The organism is Streptomyces sp. DT224, from assembly GCF_049844595.1.
Taxonomy (GTDB): Bacteria; Actinomycetota; Actinomycetes; order Streptomycetales; family Streptomycetaceae; genus Streptomyces.
The window spans coordinates 120,827-139,852 of record NZ_JBNCLI010000012.1 but is presented as its reverse complement, the minus strand read 5'-3'; the positions used below and the strand labels follow the sequence as shown (position 1 = coordinate 139,852).

Annotated in this window: 17 protein-coding genes and 1 pseudogene; 11 read left to right on the top strand and 7 right to left on the bottom strand. The window is 71.1% G+C overall.

The genetic code is table 11. From position 1 onward, the window contains the following. Positions 1-275: 275 nt before the first annotated feature. Positions 276-1,664: a cellulase family glycosylhydrolase gene (locus ACLQ2N_RS28660; RefSeq protein WP_425817390.1), complete on the bottom strand. Its 1,389-nt coding sequence runs from the start codon at positions 1,662-1,664 to the stop codon at positions 276-278. Between the two features lie 241 nt (positions 1,665-1,905). Between ACLQ2N_RS28660 and ACLQ2N_RS28655 the strand changes: the two genes are divergently transcribed. The 7 genes from ACLQ2N_RS28655 (at position 1,906) to ACLQ2N_RS28625 (ending at position 9,356) form a co-directional block, all read left to right on the top strand. Continuing rightward, positions 1,906-2,928, top strand: a complete 1,023-nt coding sequence (locus ACLQ2N_RS28655; RefSeq protein WP_425817388.1) for a LacI family DNA-binding transcriptional regulator — start codon at positions 1,906-1,908, stop codon at positions 2,926-2,928. Between the two features lie 278 nt (positions 2,929-3,206). Continuing rightward, positions 3,207-4,301: a lytic polysaccharide monooxygenase gene (locus ACLQ2N_RS28650; protein WP_425817386.1), complete on the top strand. Its 1,095-nt coding sequence runs from the start codon at positions 3,207-3,209 to the stop codon at positions 4,299-4,301. Between the two features lie 162 nt (positions 4,302-4,463). Continuing rightward, positions 4,464-5,201, top strand: coding sequence for an MgtC/SapB family protein (locus ACLQ2N_RS28645; protein WP_425817384.1), 738 nt, complete (start codon positions 4,464-4,466; stop codon positions 5,199-5,201). Positions 5,202-5,241: 40 nt separating this feature from the next. Next, positions 5,242-6,858: a PucR family transcriptional regulator gene (locus ACLQ2N_RS28640; RefSeq protein ID WP_425817382.1), complete on the top strand. Its 1,617-nt coding sequence runs from the start codon at positions 5,242-5,244 to the stop codon at positions 6,856-6,858. A 119-nt stretch (positions 6,859-6,977) separates the two neighbouring features. Further along, positions 6,978-8,354, top strand: a complete 1,377-nt coding sequence (locus ACLQ2N_RS28635; protein WP_425817380.1) for a diaminopimelate decarboxylase — start codon at positions 6,978-6,980, stop codon at positions 8,352-8,354. An 88-nt stretch (positions 8,355-8,442) separates the two neighbouring features. Beyond that, positions 8,443-8,919 carry a MarR family winged helix-turn-helix transcriptional regulator gene (locus tag ACLQ2N_RS28630; RefSeq protein WP_425817378.1) on the top strand — a complete coding sequence of 159 codons (477 nt, stop codon included), beginning with the start codon at positions 8,443-8,445 and terminating at the stop codon, positions 8,917-8,919. A gap of 2 nt (positions 8,920-8,921) precedes the next feature. Beyond that, positions 8,922-9,356, top strand: coding sequence for a hypothetical protein (locus ACLQ2N_RS28625; RefSeq protein WP_425817376.1), 435 nt, complete (start codon positions 8,922-8,924; stop codon positions 9,354-9,356). A gap of 370 nt (positions 9,357-9,726) precedes the next feature. Here ACLQ2N_RS28625 and ACLQ2N_RS28620 read toward each other — a convergent pair whose 3' ends face one another. The 4 genes and pseudogenes from ACLQ2N_RS28620 to ACLQ2N_RS28605 form a co-directional block, all read right to left on the bottom strand. Then, entirely contained in the window at positions 9,727-10,365 is a 639-nt protein-coding gene (locus ACLQ2N_RS28620) for an aspartate/glutamate racemase family protein (RefSeq protein ID WP_425817374.1), read from the bottom strand. A 21-nt stretch (positions 10,366-10,386) separates the two neighbouring features. After that, positions 10,387-10,740 (bottom strand): GNAT family N-acetyltransferase, encoded by a 354-nt coding sequence (locus tag ACLQ2N_RS28615; RefSeq protein ID WP_425817372.1) that lies wholly within the window; start codon positions 10,738-10,740, stop codon positions 10,387-10,389. A 30-nt stretch (positions 10,741-10,770) separates the two neighbouring features. Beyond that, positions 10,771-11,196, bottom strand: a complete 426-nt coding sequence (panD, locus tag ACLQ2N_RS28610; protein ID WP_425817370.1) for an aspartate 1-decarboxylase — start codon at positions 11,194-11,196, stop codon at positions 10,771-10,773. Positions 11,197-11,491: 295 nt separating this feature from the next. Beyond that, a pseudogene (locus tag ACLQ2N_RS28605) lies at positions 11,492-11,621 on the bottom strand (IS701 family transposase); the annotation flags it as partial. A gap of 96 nt (positions 11,622-11,717) precedes the next feature. Here ACLQ2N_RS28605 and ACLQ2N_RS28600 point away from each other — a divergent pair. Beyond that, complete coding sequence (locus ACLQ2N_RS28600; protein ID WP_425817368.1) at positions 11,718-12,293, top strand: AAA family ATPase; 576 nt, start codon at positions 11,718-11,720, stop codon at positions 12,291-12,293. A 606-nt stretch (positions 12,294-12,899) separates the two neighbouring features. On the opposite strand, the gene ACLQ2N_RS28595 is transcribed toward ACLQ2N_RS28600, so the two are convergent. Both ACLQ2N_RS28595 and ACLQ2N_RS28590 read right to left on the bottom strand, forming a co-directional pair. Then, positions 12,900-13,781, bottom strand: a complete 882-nt coding sequence (locus ACLQ2N_RS28595) for a fructosamine kinase family protein (protein WP_425817366.1) — start codon at positions 13,779-13,781, stop codon at positions 12,900-12,902. A 33-nt stretch (positions 13,782-13,814) separates the two neighbouring features. Further along, positions 13,815-15,362: a GH39 family glycosyl hydrolase gene (locus ACLQ2N_RS28590; RefSeq protein WP_425817364.1), complete on the bottom strand. Its 1,548-nt coding sequence runs from the start codon at positions 15,360-15,362 to the stop codon at positions 13,815-13,817. 331 nt (positions 15,363-15,693) lie between these two features. On the opposite strand from ACLQ2N_RS28590, the gene ACLQ2N_RS28585 reads away from it, so the two are divergent. Genes ACLQ2N_RS28585 through ACLQ2N_RS28575 form a run of 3 tightly spaced genes read left to right on the top strand, consistent with a single transcriptional unit; the run spans position 15,694 to position 18,912 of the window. Continuing rightward, positions 15,694-16,986: an ABC transporter substrate-binding protein gene (locus ACLQ2N_RS28585; RefSeq protein ID WP_425817362.1), complete on the top strand. Its 1,293-nt coding sequence runs from the start codon at positions 15,694-15,696 to the stop codon at positions 16,984-16,986. Positions 16,987-16,996: 10 nt separating this feature from the next. Further along, positions 16,997-18,019 (top strand): carbohydrate ABC transporter permease, encoded by a 1,023-nt coding sequence (locus ACLQ2N_RS28580; RefSeq protein ID WP_425817360.1) that lies wholly within the window; start codon positions 16,997-16,999, stop codon positions 18,017-18,019. Further along, entirely contained in the window at positions 18,019-18,912 is an 894-nt protein-coding gene (locus ACLQ2N_RS28575; protein ID WP_425817358.1) for a carbohydrate ABC transporter permease, read from the top strand. Before ACLQ2N_RS28580 ends, ACLQ2N_RS28575 begins: the two co-directional genes overlap by 1 nt. Positions 18,913-19,026 lie beyond the last annotated feature (114 nt).

Below are 19,026 nucleotides of genomic sequence, written 5' to 3'. Positions count from 1 at the left end.
CCCCCCGGGGCGGTGTTTTTCCTTCCCCCATTTCTTTGGCCGCCGGCCCCAATATACCCCCACCCCGGGGGGGCCTTGGGCTCACCTGCACCCCGGCGGGCCTCCGTACCATGCCGACAGCGGGGAGTGGGTCGACACGGCGGCCGGAGGGCTCGGAGAGCGCTCTCCGAGGAGGGGCCCAGTGTCTCGCCGCTGTCGACGGGCTGTCAAGGTTCGGCCGCTGGAGACACGGATGCGGGGGCCCCGGCCGCGCCGGAGCCCCCGCATCTCACGGATCAGCCGGTGGGGAAGTTGTCCGGGGTGCTGATCCGGGACTTGAGCAGCGCACCCGACTCGGTCAGCACGCCGCTACTACTGTAATCGCCGCCGTCGCAGGTGCCGGGCTTGAAAGCGGCACTGCTCTCATCGGCGTCCGAGTAGGTCCAGTTCGCGTAACTGATCTTCAGCTGGTCGAGCAGGTCCAGCCAGGCGGTGGTGCTCGACCGGTCCAGCGCGCCGCCACCGGTGGCGCTCACCGTGCCGAACTCCGTCACGAAGAGGGGAAGCTTCGAGGCGGCCCGGCTCACCGTCGCGCGGTAGTTGTCCTTGTGGCTGGCGGCGTAGAAGTGGAACGCGTACATGATGTTGGTGGCGTTGACGGGGCTGTTGACGACCTCGCTCTCGTTGGAGCCGTCCGAGACGCCGAGGGACGACCAGCCGCGCGTGCCGACGATGACGACCGCGTCCGGGTCGGCGGCCCGGATGACCGGGATGACCTGTTCGGCGTAGTTCTTGATGCCGGCCCAGCTCACGCCGTTGGGTTCGTTGGCGATCTCGTAGATGACGTTCTTCTTCGAGGCGTTGCGGGCGGCGACCGAAGCGAAGAAGGTCTTGGCGCGCGCCAGGTTGTAGTTCGGGTCGCCCGGGGTGAGGGTGTGGAAGTCGATCAGGGCGTACATGCCACGGGCCTCGGCCATGTCGACCAGGCTGTTGACCTTGCTCGTGAATCCCGCCGGGTCGGTCTCGTAACCGTCCTCCTGCACATACATGGCGGTGCGCAGCAGGTCCGCCTTCCAGTCGTTCGCCAGCGCGTCCAGCGACGCGTTGTTGTAGCACTGGCTGAACCACTGGAGGCCGTGTGTGCTCATGCCGCGCAGCTGGATGGGGCGGTTGTACTGGTTGCACAGGTTCACACCGCACACGCGGAGCTGACCGTTGGTCTCCACCGGGGTGCCGTCACCCGTGGCGGGCGGCGGATCGTCGTCGTCGCCCCCGCCGCCGACGGTGCCGGTGCAGGCGACACCGTTGAGCGTGAAGCCCGTGGGCGCCGGGTTGGCGCCCGAGAAGGAGCCGACGAAGCCCAGGTCCGCCGTGGCGCCGGTGGCCAGGGTGCGGTTCCAGTCGACGGGGGCGGCGGTGACCGCCGAGCCGGACTGCGACCACGTGGCGTTCCAGCCCTGGACCACCTTCTGACCCGAGCCGGGCAGCGTGAACGTGAGGTGCCAGCCGCTGACGGAGTCACCGAGGTTGGTGACCTTCACCCCGCCCTGGAAGCCGCCCTCCCACTGGCTGGCGACCGTGTATTCCACCTTGCATCCGGTGGCGGCCGCCGCCGGGGGGCCGGCCAGGACCGTCAGGCCCGTGGCCGTGGCACCGGCCGCCAGTAGAGCCAAGAAGCGTTTCACAGCATTTCTCCTCGTTCGAAGGGGAACAACTGAGGAACAACTGGATGGGAGCGCTCCCAGAACCCATCGGCCCGAGACCGTACACGCCCCGGGGGCCCGCGCATAGCCATCCGACGCTGTCATGCACAAATAAAGTTGGGAGCGCTCCCAGATCGGTGACGCGATCGTGCCGTCAATTGATCCGACTCCTTCGGCCGCCCACCCTCCGGGCCGTAGGATCGGTGGCTCTTGGGGGTGGTCCATGCTGAACAGGGATTCCGGCACGCCGACGCTGGAAGAGGTGGCGGCGCTCGCCGGGGTAGGCCGGGGCACGGTCTCCCGAGTGATCAACAACGCGGCGGGCGTCCGGGAGTCCACCCGACGCGCCGTGCAGCGCGCCATCGACGAACTGGGCTACGTACCCAACCTGGCCGCACGCTCCCTGGCCGGACAGCGCGCGGGCGCCGTCGCCCTGGTGATGACGAAGACGGACTGGCGGCTGTTCGGCGAGCCGTTCTTCTCGGAGATCGTGCGCGCGGTCGGGGACGCCCTGGACGAGCGGGGCGTGCAACTGCTGCTCACCCTCGTCCGCACGGACACCGAACGGCAGCGACTCCTGGAGTACGTGCGCGGCGGCCGGGTCGACGGGGTGCTGCTGATGTCGGTGAGCGCCGAGGACCGGCTGCCGGACATGCTGGCGGACGCCGGGGTGCCCACGGTGCTGCTCGGCCGGCGCTCGGGCGACGAGCGGGTCACCTACGTGGACGCCGACAACGTTGGCGGCGCCCGGGACGCGGTCGGCCACCTGGTGCGCGGCGGGCGCAGAACCATCGCCGCGATCGCCGGTCCGCCCGAGATGTACGTCGCCCAGTGCCGGCTGCGGGGCTACCGGGAAGCGTTGCGCGAGGCGGGCTGCGCCGAGCCGCCGTCCCTGGTCGCCCAGGGGGACTTCACCGAGGCCAGCGGTCGGCGCGCGATGGCCCGCCTGATCGAGCGGCACCCGGAGGTCGACGCGGTGTTCGCCGCGTCGGACAGCATGGCGGCCGGGGCGCTGGCCGCGCTGCACGCGGCGGGGCGGCGGGTGCCCGAGGACGTGGCGGTGGTCGGCTTCGACGACTTCGAGCTCGCCGAGCAGACCGACCCGCCGCTGACGACGGTCCGCCAGCCGATGGAGGAGATCGGCCGGGCGATGGTGCGGCTGCTGCTGGAGGAGATGAGCCGGCCGAAGGTCGCCTGGCATCACGTCATCCTGCGCACACGATTGATGGTGCGTCAGTCGGGTTGATCAAAGCGGCAGTTGGTCGAGCCTGCTCGGCTCGTGCACGAGTCGCGACACGATTCGGCCGATGCCGCCCACAGGGTTGTCAGGGACACGACCGTGTCCTACAGTCCCCTACCAACGAATGCATGGGAGCGCTCCCACCTGTACGCATCCCCGCACCACCTCCGCGGCCTGCCCACCCACGCTTCCCCCACCCCCGAGGCCCCGGAGGACTACCCCCGCACGCCCGGCGCCACCTTCACGTACGACGAAGGCCCCCCGCACCCGCAGAAGGAGACACCATGGCACGACGCAGAACACAACTCGCCTCCCTGGCGGCGGTGCTGGCGACACTGCTCGGCGGCATCGCCTTCACCCTGCTGGGCCAGGGCAGCGCGCAGGCCCACGGTGTCACCATGTCACCGGGCTCGCGCACCTACCTCTGCTGGCTGGACGCCAAGACGAGCACCGGCTCCCTGGACCCGACCAACCCCGCGTGCAAGGCCGCGCTCGCGGAGAGCGGCGCGAGCTCCCTGTACAACTGGTTCGCCGTGCTCGACTCCAACGCGGGCGGCCGGGGCGAGGGTTACGTCCCGGACGGCACCCTGTGCAGCGCCGGCGACCGCTCCCCGTACGACTTCACCGGCTACAACGCGCCGCGCGGCGACTGGCCCCGTACGCACCTCACCTCGGGTGCCAAGATCGAGGTCGACCACAGCAACTGGGCCGCACACCCCGGTTCCTTCCGGGTGTACGTCTCCAAGCCGGGATACTCCCCCACCACCGAACTGGGCTGGGACGACCTCGAGTTGATCCAGACCGTGACCAACCCGCCCCAGGTGGGCTCGCCGGGCACCGACGGCGGTCACTACTACTGGGACCTGACGCTGCCCTCGGGCCGCTCGGGTGACGCGGTGATGTTCATCCAGTGGGTGCGCTCGGACAGCCAGGAGAACTTCTTCTCCTGCTCCGACATCGTCTTCGACGGCGGGAACGGCGAGGTCACCGGCATCCGCGGCTCGGGCAGCACGCCCGACCCGGACCCCACCGACCCGACCCCGGACCCGACCGACCCCACCGACCCGCACTCCGGTTGCATGGCCGTCTACAACGTGACCAACTCCTGGAGCGGCGGCTTCCAGGGCTCCGTCGAGGTCATGAACCACAACACGACCGCGCTCGACGGCTGGGCCGTGCAGTGGAAGCCCGGCACCGGCACCAAGGTCAGCAGCGTGTGGAGCGGGGTGCTGAGCACCGCGTCCGACGGCACGCTGACCGTGAAGAACGCCGACTACAACCGGTCCGTCCCGCCGGACGGCAGCGTCACCTTCGGCTTCACGGCGACCTCGACGGGCAATGACTTCCCCGTCGGCTCGATCGGCTGCGTCAACCCGTAGCGCCTGACGCGGACGGCGGCGGTTCCCGAGCAGCACGGGAGCCGCCGCCTTCTTGCCGCTCCCTGACCCGTGACCGCCCTGCCACGCGCCTGCGGGCCCCGAATGGCCGGGTACGGTGGACTCTGTCCGATCATGTTCCGCCGGACGGGGTACGGAGGCTGCGTGGCACTCGACATCAACGAACCGTTCGGTCAGAACTGGACGCACGCGGCGCAGTTCGGCATCGCGTTCGTCCTGTCGTGCGCGATCGGGATCGAGCGTGAGATCCGCCAGAAGGCGGCCGGGCTGCGCACCTACACGATCGTCGGGCTCGGAGCCGCGCTCTTCACGCTGGTCAGCAAGTTCGGTTTCTCCGATGTCGTGGTGACCGGCCAGGTGGAGCTGGACCCGTCGCGGGTCGCGGCCCAGATCGTCTCCGGGCTCGGCTTCATCGGCGGGGGCGTCATCTTCGTCCACCGGGGCTCGGTGCGGGGCCTGACCACGGCGGCCTCTATCTGGCTCACCGCCGCCGTGGGCTGCGCGGCCGGCGCCGGGCTGCCCGTGCTCGCGACGCTGGCCACGCTCGCGTACTTCCTGGTGTCCTACGGGGTACGCCCTCTCGCCCACCGGCTCCCCGCCCTGCGCAACGCGTCGATCGGCTACCGCGTCACGTACACCGAGGGGGTCGGAGCCCTGCGCGACCTGGTCAACCACTGCACGGAGACCGGGTTCGCCGTGTCCGAGCTGACCACGCTCTCCGGCCCCGGCGGATACCGGCGGCGCCGCTCGCAGGACGCCGAGGGGACCGTGGAGATCGCGCTGAGCGTGCAGGGGCGGGGCGACCCCGACGTGCTGACGGCCCGCCTGGCGGGCACGGCGGGGGTCCTGGCGTGCAGCCGGAGCGATCTCAACGACGAGTGAGCCCGGCCCGCGCACCGGGGTGCTCGTATGCTCGGCTGCCATGACGAGCCGTGCCGCCCTCCCGCCGGAGCCGTCCGTCGCACTGCGCGAGCTCCTCGCCTTCGACGACGGGGGCAGCCTGCGGCTGCTGCTCGCGCCCTCGGGCCGTGACGTCGGGGTGCGCGGGGTGGCCGTGGGCGACGAGGGCCCGGCCCGCTCGCTGGACGGCTGCCTGGTCCTGGTGACGGGTGCGCCCGCTACGTCCCCCGAAGCCGCCGCCCAGGTCCGGGACGCCGCTCGGCGCGGCGCGTCCGGCGTGGTGCTGCGCGCCGTGGAGGGGGTGGCCGCAGCACCGCAGGTGCTCGCCGCCGCCGAGGAGACGGGGGTCGCCCTGCTCACCCGAGCGGAGTGGGCCGACTGGACGGACGCCGCCGCGCTGCTGCGTTCCGCGCTGGCCTGCGCCCGGGCGGGCGCCGACGAGGGGGCGGCGGGGCGCATGGCGGCCGGAGGCCCGGAGAGCCTGAGCGCGCTCGCGGCGGCCGTCGCCGAGTACACCGGCGGGTCGATCACCATCGAGGACACGCGCCTGCGGGTCCTGGCCCACTCCGCCACCGGCCCCGACGCCGACGCGCTGCGCCGGTCCACCATCCTGGGCGGCCGGGTCCCGGAGTGGCGGGTCGCGGAGCTGCGGCGCAGCGGATTGCTCCGGACGCTGTGGACGTCCCGCGACGTCATCCACCGCGCGGCCGACGCCGAGGGGCCCGAACGCCTGATCATCGCGGTCCGCAGCGGCCCGGAGGTCCTGGGCTCGATCTGGGTGGCCGGTGACGGCCGACCGCTGCGCCCGGACGCGCCGGACGCCCTGCGCCGGGCCGCCGAGGTCGCCGCTCCCCTGCTGGTGCGGCACCGGCTGCGGGAGAGCGGCGCCGCCCGACGCAGCGAACTCGCCCTGCGCGGACTGCTGTACGGGGACGGGGACGCCCGTACGCACGCCTGGTCGCTCGGTCTCTCCCCCGACGCCGCCTGCGCGGTCGTGGTCGCCGAACCCCTCACCGCCGCGCCCGGCCCCGGCGACCGCACGCTCGATGTGGCCGCGCTCCAGGCGGCGACGTACCGCCCGTCCGTGCGCGTGCTGCGCGACGGCGACCGGCTGCTGGTGCTGCTGCCCGTGGACGCCGGGGCGGACCGGGGCGCGGCGGCGCTGGCCCGGGAGCTGGCGGGCCAGGCGCAGGACGCCGGGGTGCTGGCGGGGGCCGGGCCGGTGGCCGCCGGGGCGGCCGGGGTGCGGGAGTCCTGCGACGAGGCCCTGCTCGTCGTGCGGGTGCTGCGCGAACGGGCGGCGGCCGGGGAGGCCCGTCGGTCGGCGGACGCGGCAGGCGTGGGGCCCTCGCTGGACGTCGCCAGGATCCTGGACGCGGCCCGGCCTGTCTGGGAGGCGGGGCGGGGGCCCGTGCACGAACTGGTCCGGGCGGATCTGGCGGCCGGGGGCGAGCTGGTCCGGTCGCTGGCCGCCTATCTCGACGCGTCGGGGGACGTCGCGCGGGCGGCGGCGCGCCTGGTCATCCACCCGAACACGCTGCGCTACCGGCTGCGGCGGGCCCGGGAGCGGTTCGGGGTGGACCTGGACGACCCCGACACCAGGCTTCTGGTCACGCTCGCCGTCCGGATCAGCGGGTAGGTTGCCGTCTGTTCGTACGGCTGCGGGTCTTTCCCTGCTTGGCCGGACCGACAAACAGGCGCACCGTTCTTGGCCGCCCGGACAGAGACCTGGGGGCATCCATCGCCGACTCTGGCTCCATGAGCCTTTCCTCGCCTTCCTCCGCCCTGTCCCCTTCGATCCCGGCGGGTTCCGCGCGTGTCGCGGCCGTGGTCCGCCACGCCGTGGCCGCCGGCCTGCTCGGCGAGGCGAGCCCCGTCGCCGGTTTCATCGACACGGACGGCGTCCGCGCGTCGGTCGCCGCCCTGCACGAGGCGTTCCCCGGGGTGCCCGCCGTGCTGCACACCTTCGCCGCGAAGGCGTCCTCGCTGGTCCCCGTGTTGCGGCTGCTCGCCAAGTGCGGGATGGGCTGCGAGGTCGCGAGTCCGGGTGAGCTGCGGCTCGCGCTGGACGCCGGGTTCGCGCCGTCGAAGATCGTGCTGGACTCCCCCGCCAAGACCCGGGACGAGATCCGGCGCGCCCTGGCCGTGGGCGTGGCGATCAACGCGGACAACCTGGACGAGGTGGACCGGATCGCCTCGCTGCGCCCGGCGGACGCGGTGTCCGACATCGGCCTCCGGGTCAACCCGCAGGTCGGCGGCGGTTCGATCGGCGCGATGAGCACGGCCACGGCCACGTCGAAGTTCGGCGTGGCGCTGCGTGACCCCGGCGCGCGCGAACAGGTGGTGAAGGCGTTCGCGGCACACCCGTGGCTGACCCGGCTGCACGCCCATGTCGGTTCGCAGGGCTGCTCGCTGGAGCTGATCGCGGCCGGGATCGCCGAGACGTACCGGCTGGCCGAGGAGATCAACGGGACGCTGGGCCGCCGGCAGGTCACCGGGCTCGACATCGGCGGCGGCCTGCCGGTCAACTTCGCCGACGACGAGGTGCGCCCCACCTTCGCGGCGTACGCGGCGGCGCTGCGGGCGGCCGTCCCCGGACTCTTCGACGGGCGGTACGAGCTGGTCACCGAGTTCGGGCGGTCCCTGCTCGCGAAGAACGGTTTCATCGGCGCGCTGGTCGAGTACACGAAGGACGCCGGCGGCCGCCGTATCGCGCTGACCCACGCGGGGGCGCAGACCGCCACCCGTACGGTCTTCATGCCGGACGCCTGGCCCCTGCGGGTCGGCGCCTTCGACGCCGAAGGGCGGCCGAAGGGCGGGCCTTCGGTGGTCCAGGACATCGCGGGGCCGTGCTGCTTCGCCGGGGACGTCGTCGCGCACGCCCGGGAACTGCCCGAACTGCGGGCGGGCGACTACGTGGTGCTGTACGACACGGGCGCGTACTACTTCTCCACCCCGTGGTCGTACAACAGCCTGCCGCGCCCGGCGGTGTACGGATTCGACCTCGCAGGTGCGAGTGGCCGCGAGGAGCCCGTGGTGCGCTTCGCGCCGGTGCGCGACGCCCAGTCGCTGGACTCGGTCTCGGCCGAGAGCGGCCTCGCGCACGCCGACGCGCTGCTCGGCCCGGGGGACTGAGCCGACGGCACGCCTGCTTCCGTGGGTCGGCGCACGGCATCGCCGAATTTAGTAGCCATGGACATAGTCGCCATGTACGGTATTCGTCATGAGCAACGCGATCGAAGGCGCGACCCCGGGTTTTCTGGTCTGGCGCCTGTCCATGAAGTGGCGGGTGGCCATCGACCGGGCGCTGACCCCGCTGGGCCTGACGCACGCGCAGTATTCGCTGGTCGCGTCCCTCCAGGGGATGGAGCACGCGGGGCTGCGGCCGAGTCAGCGCGCACTGGCGGACCACACCGGACTCGAAGCGCTCTACGTCTCGAAACTGGCCCGCGCCCTGGAGGCGGCGGGCCTGGTCGAACGGACCACCGACCCCTCGGACAGCAGGGCCGTCCGGCTCGCACTGACCGAGGAGGGCCGCGCGAGGACCGGCCGCGCGGTCACGGTGGTGCGGGAACTCGTCGACGGGCTGCTGGCACCTCTCGGCGGTCTCGGCGGCAAGGGCACCGAGGCGTTCACCGAGGCACTGACGGCCCTGCTCGACGTGCCGGCTCCCCCAGTCACCGCTTCCCACGAGGAGTAGTCATGACCACCGCACCCGCTGTCAACGGCCAGGTCATCGGTATGGCCCACTACGCCACCCGCGCGCTCGCCGAACGGCTCCTTCCCCAGGGCACCACCTTCTTCCAGGCCCTGGCGCTCAATGCCGCCGAGGCCGCAGGCGGCACGGTCGAGCGCCGCGCGCTGATCGAGCGCCTGACCGGCGCGGTGAAGCTCGGCGTTCCGGCGGCCGAGGCCACCGTCGCCGAGCTGACGTCCGCCGGCCTGCTGGAGGAGCGGTCGGGTGACCTGCTCGCGCCCACCCCTGCGGGCGACGCGCTGATCCAGTCGTACAAGGCGGGCGTCGCCGGCATCGCCGCCGGGCTGTACGGGGACCTGCCGGCCGAGGACCTGGCCGCGGCGGGCCGGGTACTGGCCGAGGTCACCGCCCGGGCCGACGCGATGCTGGCCGCCGGCTGACGGCCGGGCGCGGATCGGCTCCGGCGGTCAGACCGGTGACGGCTCGGGCTCGGGCGGCGGCACCGGCTCGGGGTCCGGCGAAGGCGGCTGCGGGATCGGGTCGGGCGCGGGGCCCGGCGGAGCGGGCGGCGTCGGTGCCGGGGGTGTGGGTGCGGGCGGGGTCGGCGCCGGAGGCGTCGGCTCCGGCAGCGGACCCGGGGTCGGCCCCGGAGGGACGGGGTCGGGGAACGGATGAGTCATCTCGGGCCTCCGAACGATCGGGGGTGGACCTCTTCCACCGTCTCCCGGAGCGGCTGCCCGCGCCCGGCGAGCCCACACGTACGGCCGCGGAACTCTGCTGCGTACGGACGACGCGTGCGGCCCCGCCCGGTCACCGCCCCGCGGCCACCACCGCGGCGGCCAGGCCGGGGCGCGGGCTGGACAGGACCGGGATTCCGGTGGTCGTCCGCTCGGCCGCGCCGGCCATGGAGCCCTGGGCGAGCACGATGACATCCGCGTCGCGCACGGCGTCGGCCGCGGCCGCCACGAGGTCGAGGAAGCCGTCGCCGTCCCCCGCCGTGAAGCGTTCCCAGGCCCCGTCCACCAGCACGGTGCGCACCTCCGCCCCCGCCAGCCCGGCGCCGGCCGCCTCCTCGGTGAGCAGCGCGCGGGTCGGCTCCAGGGTGGAGGCGAGGGCGGCGAGGACGGTGACCCGGCCCGCCCGCACGGCCGCCGCCGCCATGGGCCGGTCGACGCGCAGGACCGGGGCGCCGACCGCGATCCCCGCGGCCTCCGCGACGGCCCCGATGGTCGAGCAGGTGCAGAGCACGGCGTCCGCCCCTCCGGCCACCAGATCCGCGACGACCGCCTCCACCTCGTCGGCCACCGCCTCGGGCCCCAGCGTCATCGCCGTGGTCAGCAGCTCTTCCCGTACGACGTGGCGCAGGACCGTTCCCGGGTGGTCGGCGTCTCGCAGGGCGTCGAAGACCGGGATGTGGACGGGCGAGGTGTGCAGCAGCGCGAGCGTCATGCCCGGCCCACTCCTTCCGGTTCAGTACAGCTCGGGGTGCGAGGCGAGCTGCGTCTTCGCGCGCTCCACGAGCCCTTCGGGCACCTCGGGAGCCTCGTCGGGATGGCGCGAGGCCCACTTCGCGGCGTACGGGCACAGCGGCACGACGGGCACGCCCTCGCGCCCCGCCATGGCGTAGAACTCCCTGACCAGGGCACCGCCGATGCCCTTGCCCTCGTGTCCGGACCCGACGACCGTGTGGACGGCGACGAGCCCGGCGGGCTCACCGTCCAGCACGAAGTACGCGATGACGCCGACGGCCTCACCGTCCTCGTACGCGGACAGCTTGCCGGCCGCCCGGTCGTCACGGATCTCGGGCCCGGTCTGCTCTGCCATGGCCATGTGCCCCTCGTTCGACGAGCCGCCTCAGAGCGCCGCGGGCACCGCGTGCGGGCTGCGCTCGGTGTCACTGCCCGGCACGGGCGCGGAGGCGTCGGCACCGAGTGCGACGATGCGGTTGTCCGCGTCGACGTGCACGATACGCGGGACGAGGGCACGCGCCTCGGCATCCTCGACCTGGGCGTAGCTGATGAGGATGACCAGATCACCCGGGTGCACCAGGTGCGCGGCGGCCCCGTTGATCCCGATCACCCCGGAACCGCGCTCGCCCTCGATGACGTACGTCTCCAGCCGGGCCCCGTTGTCGATGTCCACGATGTGCACGAGCTCCCCGGGCAGCAGATCCGCGGCCTCCATCAGCTCGGCGTCGACGGTGACGGAACCCACGTAGTGCAGGTCGGCCTGGGTCACGGTGGCGCGGTGGATCTTGGACTTGAACATCGTTCGCATCATTGAAGTACTCCTGGACTTAGGCTCCCTGCCCGCGTTTTTGCAGGTCAAGGGCTGATTGGCCACTCTACAACGAGTCGCATGCTCGGGCAGCATTCCTCAAGGTCCCTCAGGACCCATGCTGACCACTTGCCGACTTTCCTGACGCCTCTCCAGGCGACGTTCGGGGCGCCTCGCGCAACCCCCCGCCCGCCATCCCGCCACCCACGCAATCCTACGTAGCACCCCGCCGGGAGCCGTTGTGATCGCCGACACACCACGAGCACCCAAGCGCCTGATTCGGCCATCAGTCCGTCAGTGGCAGGTCCGACAACAGACCGAGCACCAACTTCCGTACCCGCCCACGTGGTTCGACCCGCGATCCGGCCCGTCAGGCCCTTGGACGCCCCCTGCCGGCGGGCCGGGTCTACGCTGTGACCCTCGGCCACCGCATGATCGTTTGTCTTCACACACCGATGATCAACGGTGGCCGCATCCATATCGCTTCAGCCACCATCGGCCCTGCAAACGCAAGGAGACCACCTGTGCCGGCCGCCACGTACGAAGCACTCCTCATCGGGGGCCGCGCCGGGGTCGGCAAGACCACGGTCGGCTGGGAGATCTCCGCGCAACTGCAGACCCTGCACATCGCCCACTGCCTGATCGAGGGCGACAACCTGGACCAGGCATTCCCCGCCCCGGCCGACGACCCCGCCCGCACGAAGATGACCGAGGCAAACCTCGCCGCGCTCTGGCGCAACTACGCCGCTCTGGGATACCGCAGGCTGATCTACACCAACACCGTCTCCGTTCTGGAGCCCGACCTGATCACCCGCGCCATGGGCGGCACACCCCGCATCACCGCGGTACTCCTGACCGCCGACGACGCAACCACTCGACAGCGCCTCCGCACCCGGGAAATCGGCGGCCAACTCGACGCCCACATCACCCGAAGCACTGCCATGGCCCAACATCTGGAAGTCACCGCACCTCCCTGGGTCGCACGAGTACCCACCGACGGCCGCGCCGTCACCGACATCGCACGCGACGCCATCGCGGCAACCAACTGGTCAACCCAATCGGCACAGACCCCGGGTCACGATCCAGGGCTGGAGTACTGAGCACAAGCCGGTCTTCGTTGACCGCCCGTTGGCCACGCCCGTGCACCTTTGGCATGCAGCGGCGCGCGACGTGCCGGCCTGCTGGTTCGGCGGGGACCGCTCCACCGCTACGCGTGCGATCGGTGAAGTGCGGCCACTGTTCGCCGAGCGCCGGCTGCACCGCCGCGCCCGACATCCCACTGCGCACACTCGCCGAGGTCATCGGCCATCTCGGTGCGAGCGGGCAGACCGGGCCCCAGGGGAGCAGCGGCGCGTCGTGCGCCCGCACCCGGCTCGCAGACCCTTCCGGCCCACTGCCCGCCTTCGTGTAGGAAGTCCCGACAAAGGCCGTCTCACGTGCCGGTGCGTGATGGGGCAGACGGCGAGGCCGGGAAAGGCTTCGTGGATGCCGTCTCGCCGCTCCCGGCGGATGCGGCGCCGCCGGACGCCGTGCAGCCGGGCGATGGTGCGCTCGAGCCCGGATCCGTGCGCGACACCGCGGCGGGTGGACGAGCGGAATCCTGAGCCCCGAGAGCCCGCACCGCATCGCCGCGGCGGTCGGTGAACACGCCGTGGGGGCCCGCACCGGTGGCACACCCACCTTCCACGGCGCATCACTCCGCGGGCTCAGGACCGCCGGAACGGCGCGAGCGTGGCACGTACGAGGTCGGCGGCTCCCCAGTCCGCGTCGAACTGCGCGATGACGGCCAGGTGCTGGCGCAGCTGGAGGATCGGCATGCGTGCGCGCCAGTCCCGGTCGAGGCCGGTCAGCTCCGCGTACACCTCGAAGAACACGTGCGACTCGGGCGGAGGCGACGTCGTCCACAGGTGAGCCAGGTCGACCTCCGCCCACATGTACGACACGGCCGGGTCGATCAGCGCGGGCCGCCCGCCGGGGGTGGCCATCACGTTCATCGTCCACAGGTCGCCGTGCGTCAGGCACGCGGGCGCGACCGGCAGCAGGTCCGGCAGCCGGTCGCACAGCCGCTCCAGCGCCGCCCGGTCCGCGGTGTCGAGTGCTTGCTCGACGCGTCGTTCGCCGAGCCAGCGCAGCAGACGGTTGCGGGCGAAGAACTCGAATCCGTCGTCGGCCCAGGTGTTGACCTGACGGCGGCGTCCCAGCCAGTTGTCCCGGTGCCACCCGAATCGGGTCTGCCGCGTGCCGGTGTGCAGGCGGGCCAGCACATGCGCGAGCTGCTCCCAGAACGACTCGGTCTCCGGCCGGGGCCGCAGCGCGGACAGCACGAGTACGTCGCGGTCCGCGTGAACGACCTCGGGTGTGGTGACGCCGCCCGCCTCACGCAAGACGGCGAGCCCTTCTGCCTCCGCGGCGAAGACGTCATCCGAGGGTGGCTCATCGAACGCCTTGACGAACACCGACGTACCGTCGGCACGGCGGGCCAGCCCTCCGGTCGCGGCGAAGCCTCCCGTGGCCGGCTCGATCGCGATGACGTCGGTCAGGCCGGCCGCGTGGAGGCGGTCCCACAGGGAGACGGGCGCCTTCGGCACGGGTGTGCTCCTCTCCTGCGGTGCGGTGAAGGCTCAGTCCACGTCCGAGGAGGCACCGGCGCCCTCGTCGCCGAGGCCGAACAGCCGGTCGTCGCTCCACCACTCGGGCGTCTCGTCGGCGACCGGGGTGAGCTCCACGAGTGTCACCTCGTGCCGGCTCAGGACGAGGTCCACGTCGGCACGTCCGCCGACGACCGGCACGTTCCCGTGCGTGTGGGCCGGTTCGGCCGCCTCGCGCAAGGCGTCGAGCCGGCGGTGGCCGGGCGCGAGCGGCCGCCCCATCTCGCACCAGGCAGCCCAGGGGTTGCCCGCCTCCTCACTCACGGAGCGGCGACGCAGGTAGGCGGAGTTCCGCGCGTCCGGGGCTCCGACGGGCAGGGAGAGCCGGATGGAGTGCCCGTTCACGGGGTCGCCACCTGTCGGGTCGGCCGGCGCCCAGGCCAGCACCGTGACGCGGCCGTCGTCGTGCCGCGTCACCAGGTGGTCCTCGCCCCGGGCGAGGACCTGCTCGCCCATCTCCGCCATGAAGGCGTACAAGTGGTACGTGGGTTTCTTGATCTGGCGGTGTGTCAGAAGCCCGAAGCCGCCGTGGAACGGCGCCGTGGGTATGCCCACCTCCTCGAAGGCGTCGCTGAAGGTCCAGTACGAGAAGGAGTCCGCGAGGTCACCTCCGTTCACGAGTACCGGTGCCAGGTACGCCGCGTGGAACGCGGTGTCGTGAATCGGATTGTCCGGCCGGTACGAGGAGTTGAACTCCGTGATGTGCAACGGCAGCTCCGCGAGCCCGGTGCCCGCCAACTGCCGCCGCGGGGCTGCGAACTGCTCCAGCAGCGCCGACGCCGGCATGAGCGTCTGGTGAGCGCCGAACGGCACGGGCTGGACGGGACCGGACGAGTAGGCGTGGCGGCTGACGAAGTCGATGGGAAGGTCGCGAGCGTCCACGAACTCCGCGAAGCGCTGGATCCATTCGTCCTGGTAGCCCGGCGCCAGCGAGGGGCCGCCGACCTGGAGCTCGGCGTCGACCTCCTTGACGGCCAGCGAGGTCACCTCGTACAGGCGGTGATAGCCGTCCTGGTCGGAGGCCCAGAACGGGGCCAGGTTGGGCTCGTTCCACACCTCGATCGGCCACCGGCGCACCTGGTCGGCGCCGTAGCGGTCGATCAGGTGCCTCATGACGGACCGGACAAGGTCCGCCCACTCCCTCTCGTCACGCGGAGGAGTGATATTGCCCTTCCACCAGAACACGGTGTCGTCGCCGGAGGCCAGCCCGGAGGGCATGAACCCGAGTTCGAGGAAGGGTGCGATGCCCATCTCCAGGTAGGCGTCGACCACCTGGTCGACGTACGTGAACGCGTGACGTACGCGCCGCTCGCCGGCGTGTTCGTAGGACTGGTGGACGCCCATCCCGTCGCTGAGGAGACCGTGCCCCCGGATGTACCGGAAGCCGATGTCGCGCTGCACGAGGGCGAGCGATTCCTGGTAGTCGCGCCGGAGCGCGAGATCGAGGCGGCCGGTGCCGACGCAATGACGCCAGGCATCGGACAGTCGGTCTGTCGGCTGTCGGGGGACGACGATCCGCATGGTGGGGTTCCTCTGCTGCGCTGCGGCGCGGGGTGCGCCCGGACGGGCGGGCGGAAGGCCGACGCTCGCTCAATGTGCTGCGCACCGTAGGGAGATCGGGAAAGCGGTGTCAAGACGTCGGACTGACCGTCCGGTGGCCTTCGGCGCCCTTGTCGCGGTCGTTCCCACGACGATCGAAACGATCGATAACGATCCCGCAACTTGCGAAAACTCATGGTTGCTCAGCGCCCATTTCAGGCGGTAGACCTTGCACCTACCTCACGGGTCGCTCATTAATTTGCGCAAAAAACCCGGCAGTTGGACCACCGGCAACAGATCAGGAGTTCCCACGATGACGAGGAGAATCCGCAGCACGACCGGTGCCGCGATCGGCCTGTGCGTCGCACTCGCCGCTGCCGGCTGCGCAGGCGGCGGCGACGACGGCAGCGGCACATCCGACGGGCATGCCACGGTGACCGTCTGGACCAATGCCATGGAGGGTCGCGGGGCCAAGTACTGGAAGGACGCCGCGAAGGCGTACCAGGCCCTGCACAAGGACGTCACGGTCAAGATCCAGTCGGTCCAGAACGAGGACCTCGACGGCAAGCTGCAGAACGCGCTCAACTCGAACTCCGCGCCGAGCATCTTCCTCCAGCGCGGCGGCGGCAAGATGCAGGCCATGGTCGACGCCGGGCAGATCCGGGCACTGGACCTGACGGACACCGACAGGGCGAACGTGGGCGAGGCGGCCCTGCAAGGCGTATCGATCGACGGCAAGGTCTACGCGATGCCGCTCGACACGCAGCCCGAAGGCATCTACTACAGCAAGGACCTGTTCAAGAAGGCCGGCATCACCTCGCAACCCACGACGATGGACGAACTCGTGGACGCCGTCGCCAAGCTGAAGACGGCCGAAGTCGCGCCGATCGCCGTCGGCGCCAAGGACGCCTGGCCGGCCGCGCACTGGTACTACAACTTCGTTCTGCGTGAGTGCAGCCAGGAGACCATGCAGGCAGCCGCGAAGTCGCTCACGTTCGACGACCCGTGCTGGAACAAGGCCGGTGAGGACCTGGCCGGTCTGCTGGGGCACGAACCCTTCCAGAAGGGTTTCCTGACGGCGACGTCGCAGCAGGGAGCCGGATCCTCCGCCGGCATGGTCGCCAACCACAAGGCGGCCATGGAACTCATGGGCAACTGGGATCCCGGTGTGATCGGCGACCTGACGCCCGACAAGAAGCAGCTCCCCGACCTGGGATGGTTCCCCTTCCCCTCCGTGCCCGGCGGCAAGGGCGACCCGACCGCCATCATGGGCGGCGCCGGGGGCTACTCCCTCGCCAAGAACGCGCCGAAGGCGGCATCGGACTTCCTCCGGTTCGTCGTGACCAAGGAGCAGCAGGAAGCGTACGGGAAGGCGTTCGACACCATTCCGGTGAACAAGGCCGCCCAGGGGGTCGTCACCGAGACCTACAACATCTCTGCGCTGCAGGCGTTCAACAAGGCGGCGTACTCCATGCAGTTCCTCGACACCGTGTACGGCCAGAACGTCGGCAACGCCATGAACATCGCCGTCGTGAACCTGATGGCCGGCAAGGGCACCGCCGGCGACATCGTGAAGGACGTCAAAGCCGCCGCCGAGAAGGGCTGAGTAAGCACACATGAGCGACACCCTGGGCGCTGACCCGGCCCACGGCCGCCAGTCGCAGGGCACGCAAGGGGCCAGGGGTGTGGCGAAGTCCGCGACCCCGGCCCCGCCACGAGCGGCTGCCCACCGCCGAGGCCGTGCCAGGATGCGACTGGAGATCACGGTCCTGTCCGCGCCGGCGATCATCATGTTCCTGGCGTTCGTGATCTTCCCGATCGTGCTCGCCGCGTACTACGGGTTCTACCGGTGGAAGGGCTACGGAGACCCCACCGACTGGGTCGGCCTGGGCAACTACAAGCTGATCCTGACCGACCCCGCGTTCCACGACGTCCTGTGGCACAACGGTCTGCTCCTCGTGCTGTCACTGGTCGTCCAGGGCCCGATAGCGATCGGCCTCGCGCTGCTGCTCAACCAGAAGATCCGCGGCCGCTCGGCCATCCGCGTCCTGGTCTTCGTGCCCTACATCGTGTCCGAGATCATCGTCGGCATCGGCTGGGGCTTGATCCTGCAGAGCAACGGAGCCGCCAACGGCCTGCTGGAACGGATCGGCCTGGGCTCCCTGACGGCCGACTGGATCGCCGACCCGGACCTGGCCATCTGGACCCTGATCGCCATCATCACGTGGAAGTACATCGGCTTCGCGGTGATCCTGATGCTCGCCGGCCTCCAGTCGATCCCCGAGGAGATCTTCGAGGCGGCTCAGATCGACGGTGCCACCTACTGGCAGATCCAGCGCCGCATCACGCTGCCGCTGCTGGGGCCGACGATCCGCATCTGGGCCTTCCTGTCGATCATCGGCTCACTGCAGCTGTTCGACCTCGTCTACATCATCTGGGGCCCTTACGTGGCGGGCACGACCGGCACCTCGACGATGGCGATCTACATGCTCGCCCAGGGCCGCAACGCGGGCAACTACGGCTACGGCAGCGCCGTAGCGGTGGTCATGTTCGTCATCTCGCTCGTCGTCGCCCTGATCTACCAGCGCTTCGTCCTGCGCCGCGACCTCCGGGGCGCCGTCACCGAAGGGACCGTGTGATGAGCGTGACGACCACCGTTTCCCGGACGTCCCCCGCGACGCGGCCGAAACCGTCCGCCGGCCGCCGCGGCGCTCCACAGAAGTGGGGCAGCCCCGTCACCTACTTCGTCGCGCTGCTCTTCGTCGGTGTCTGCGTCGCACCGGTCCTCTACATCGTGCTCGGCGGATTCCGCTCCAACTCGCAGATCACCACGGACCCGGCCGGCCTGCCGCACCCCTGGGTGATCGGCAACTACACCGGCATCCTCACGTCGAACGTCTTCTGGGGCGAGTTCGCCAACTCCCTCATCGTCGCGATCGCCAGCACCGTCGGCATCGTCGCCGCGGGGATGATGGTGAGCTTCGTCATCGCACGCTACGACTTCAAGCTCAAGGGGGCGATGTACTCCCTGTTCGCCGCCGGCTTGATGTTCCCCATGGTCATCGCGATCACTCCGCTGTACCTCGTCATCAAGGACCTCGGACTCGTCGACAGCCTGCTCGGCGTCATCATTCCGCAGATCGCCTTCGGCCTGCCGACCACCGTCGTCATCCTCGTACCGTTCCTCAGGGCCATCCCGAACGAGATCGAGGAGGCCGCCGCGATCGACGGGCTGGGCCGGCTCGGCTTCTTCTTCCGCATGGTGCTGCCGCTGTCACTGCCGGGAGTGGTGACCGTCGGCATCCTCGGATTCGTCGGCAGCTGGAACAACTACATCCTGCCCCTGTACATCCTCAACACGCAGGCGAACTACACCTTGCCGCTCGGTGTGCAGGTCTTCACCTCCCAGTACTCCACGGACACCGCGAAGGTTCTCGCCTTCACCTCCCTCGCCATGCTGCCCGCACTGATCTTCTTCTCGATCTTCGAGAGGCGCATCGTCGGTGGCCTCACCGGCGCCGTGAAGGGCTGACGCGGGCAGCCGGCCCGCCCGACCGCCCACCGCACCCTGCCCCTGCCGCACGTCTCGGCGGGGGCGGGCCGCTGCCCCATGCCGACCGCCCGGCACGCGCCATCACCGCGAAAG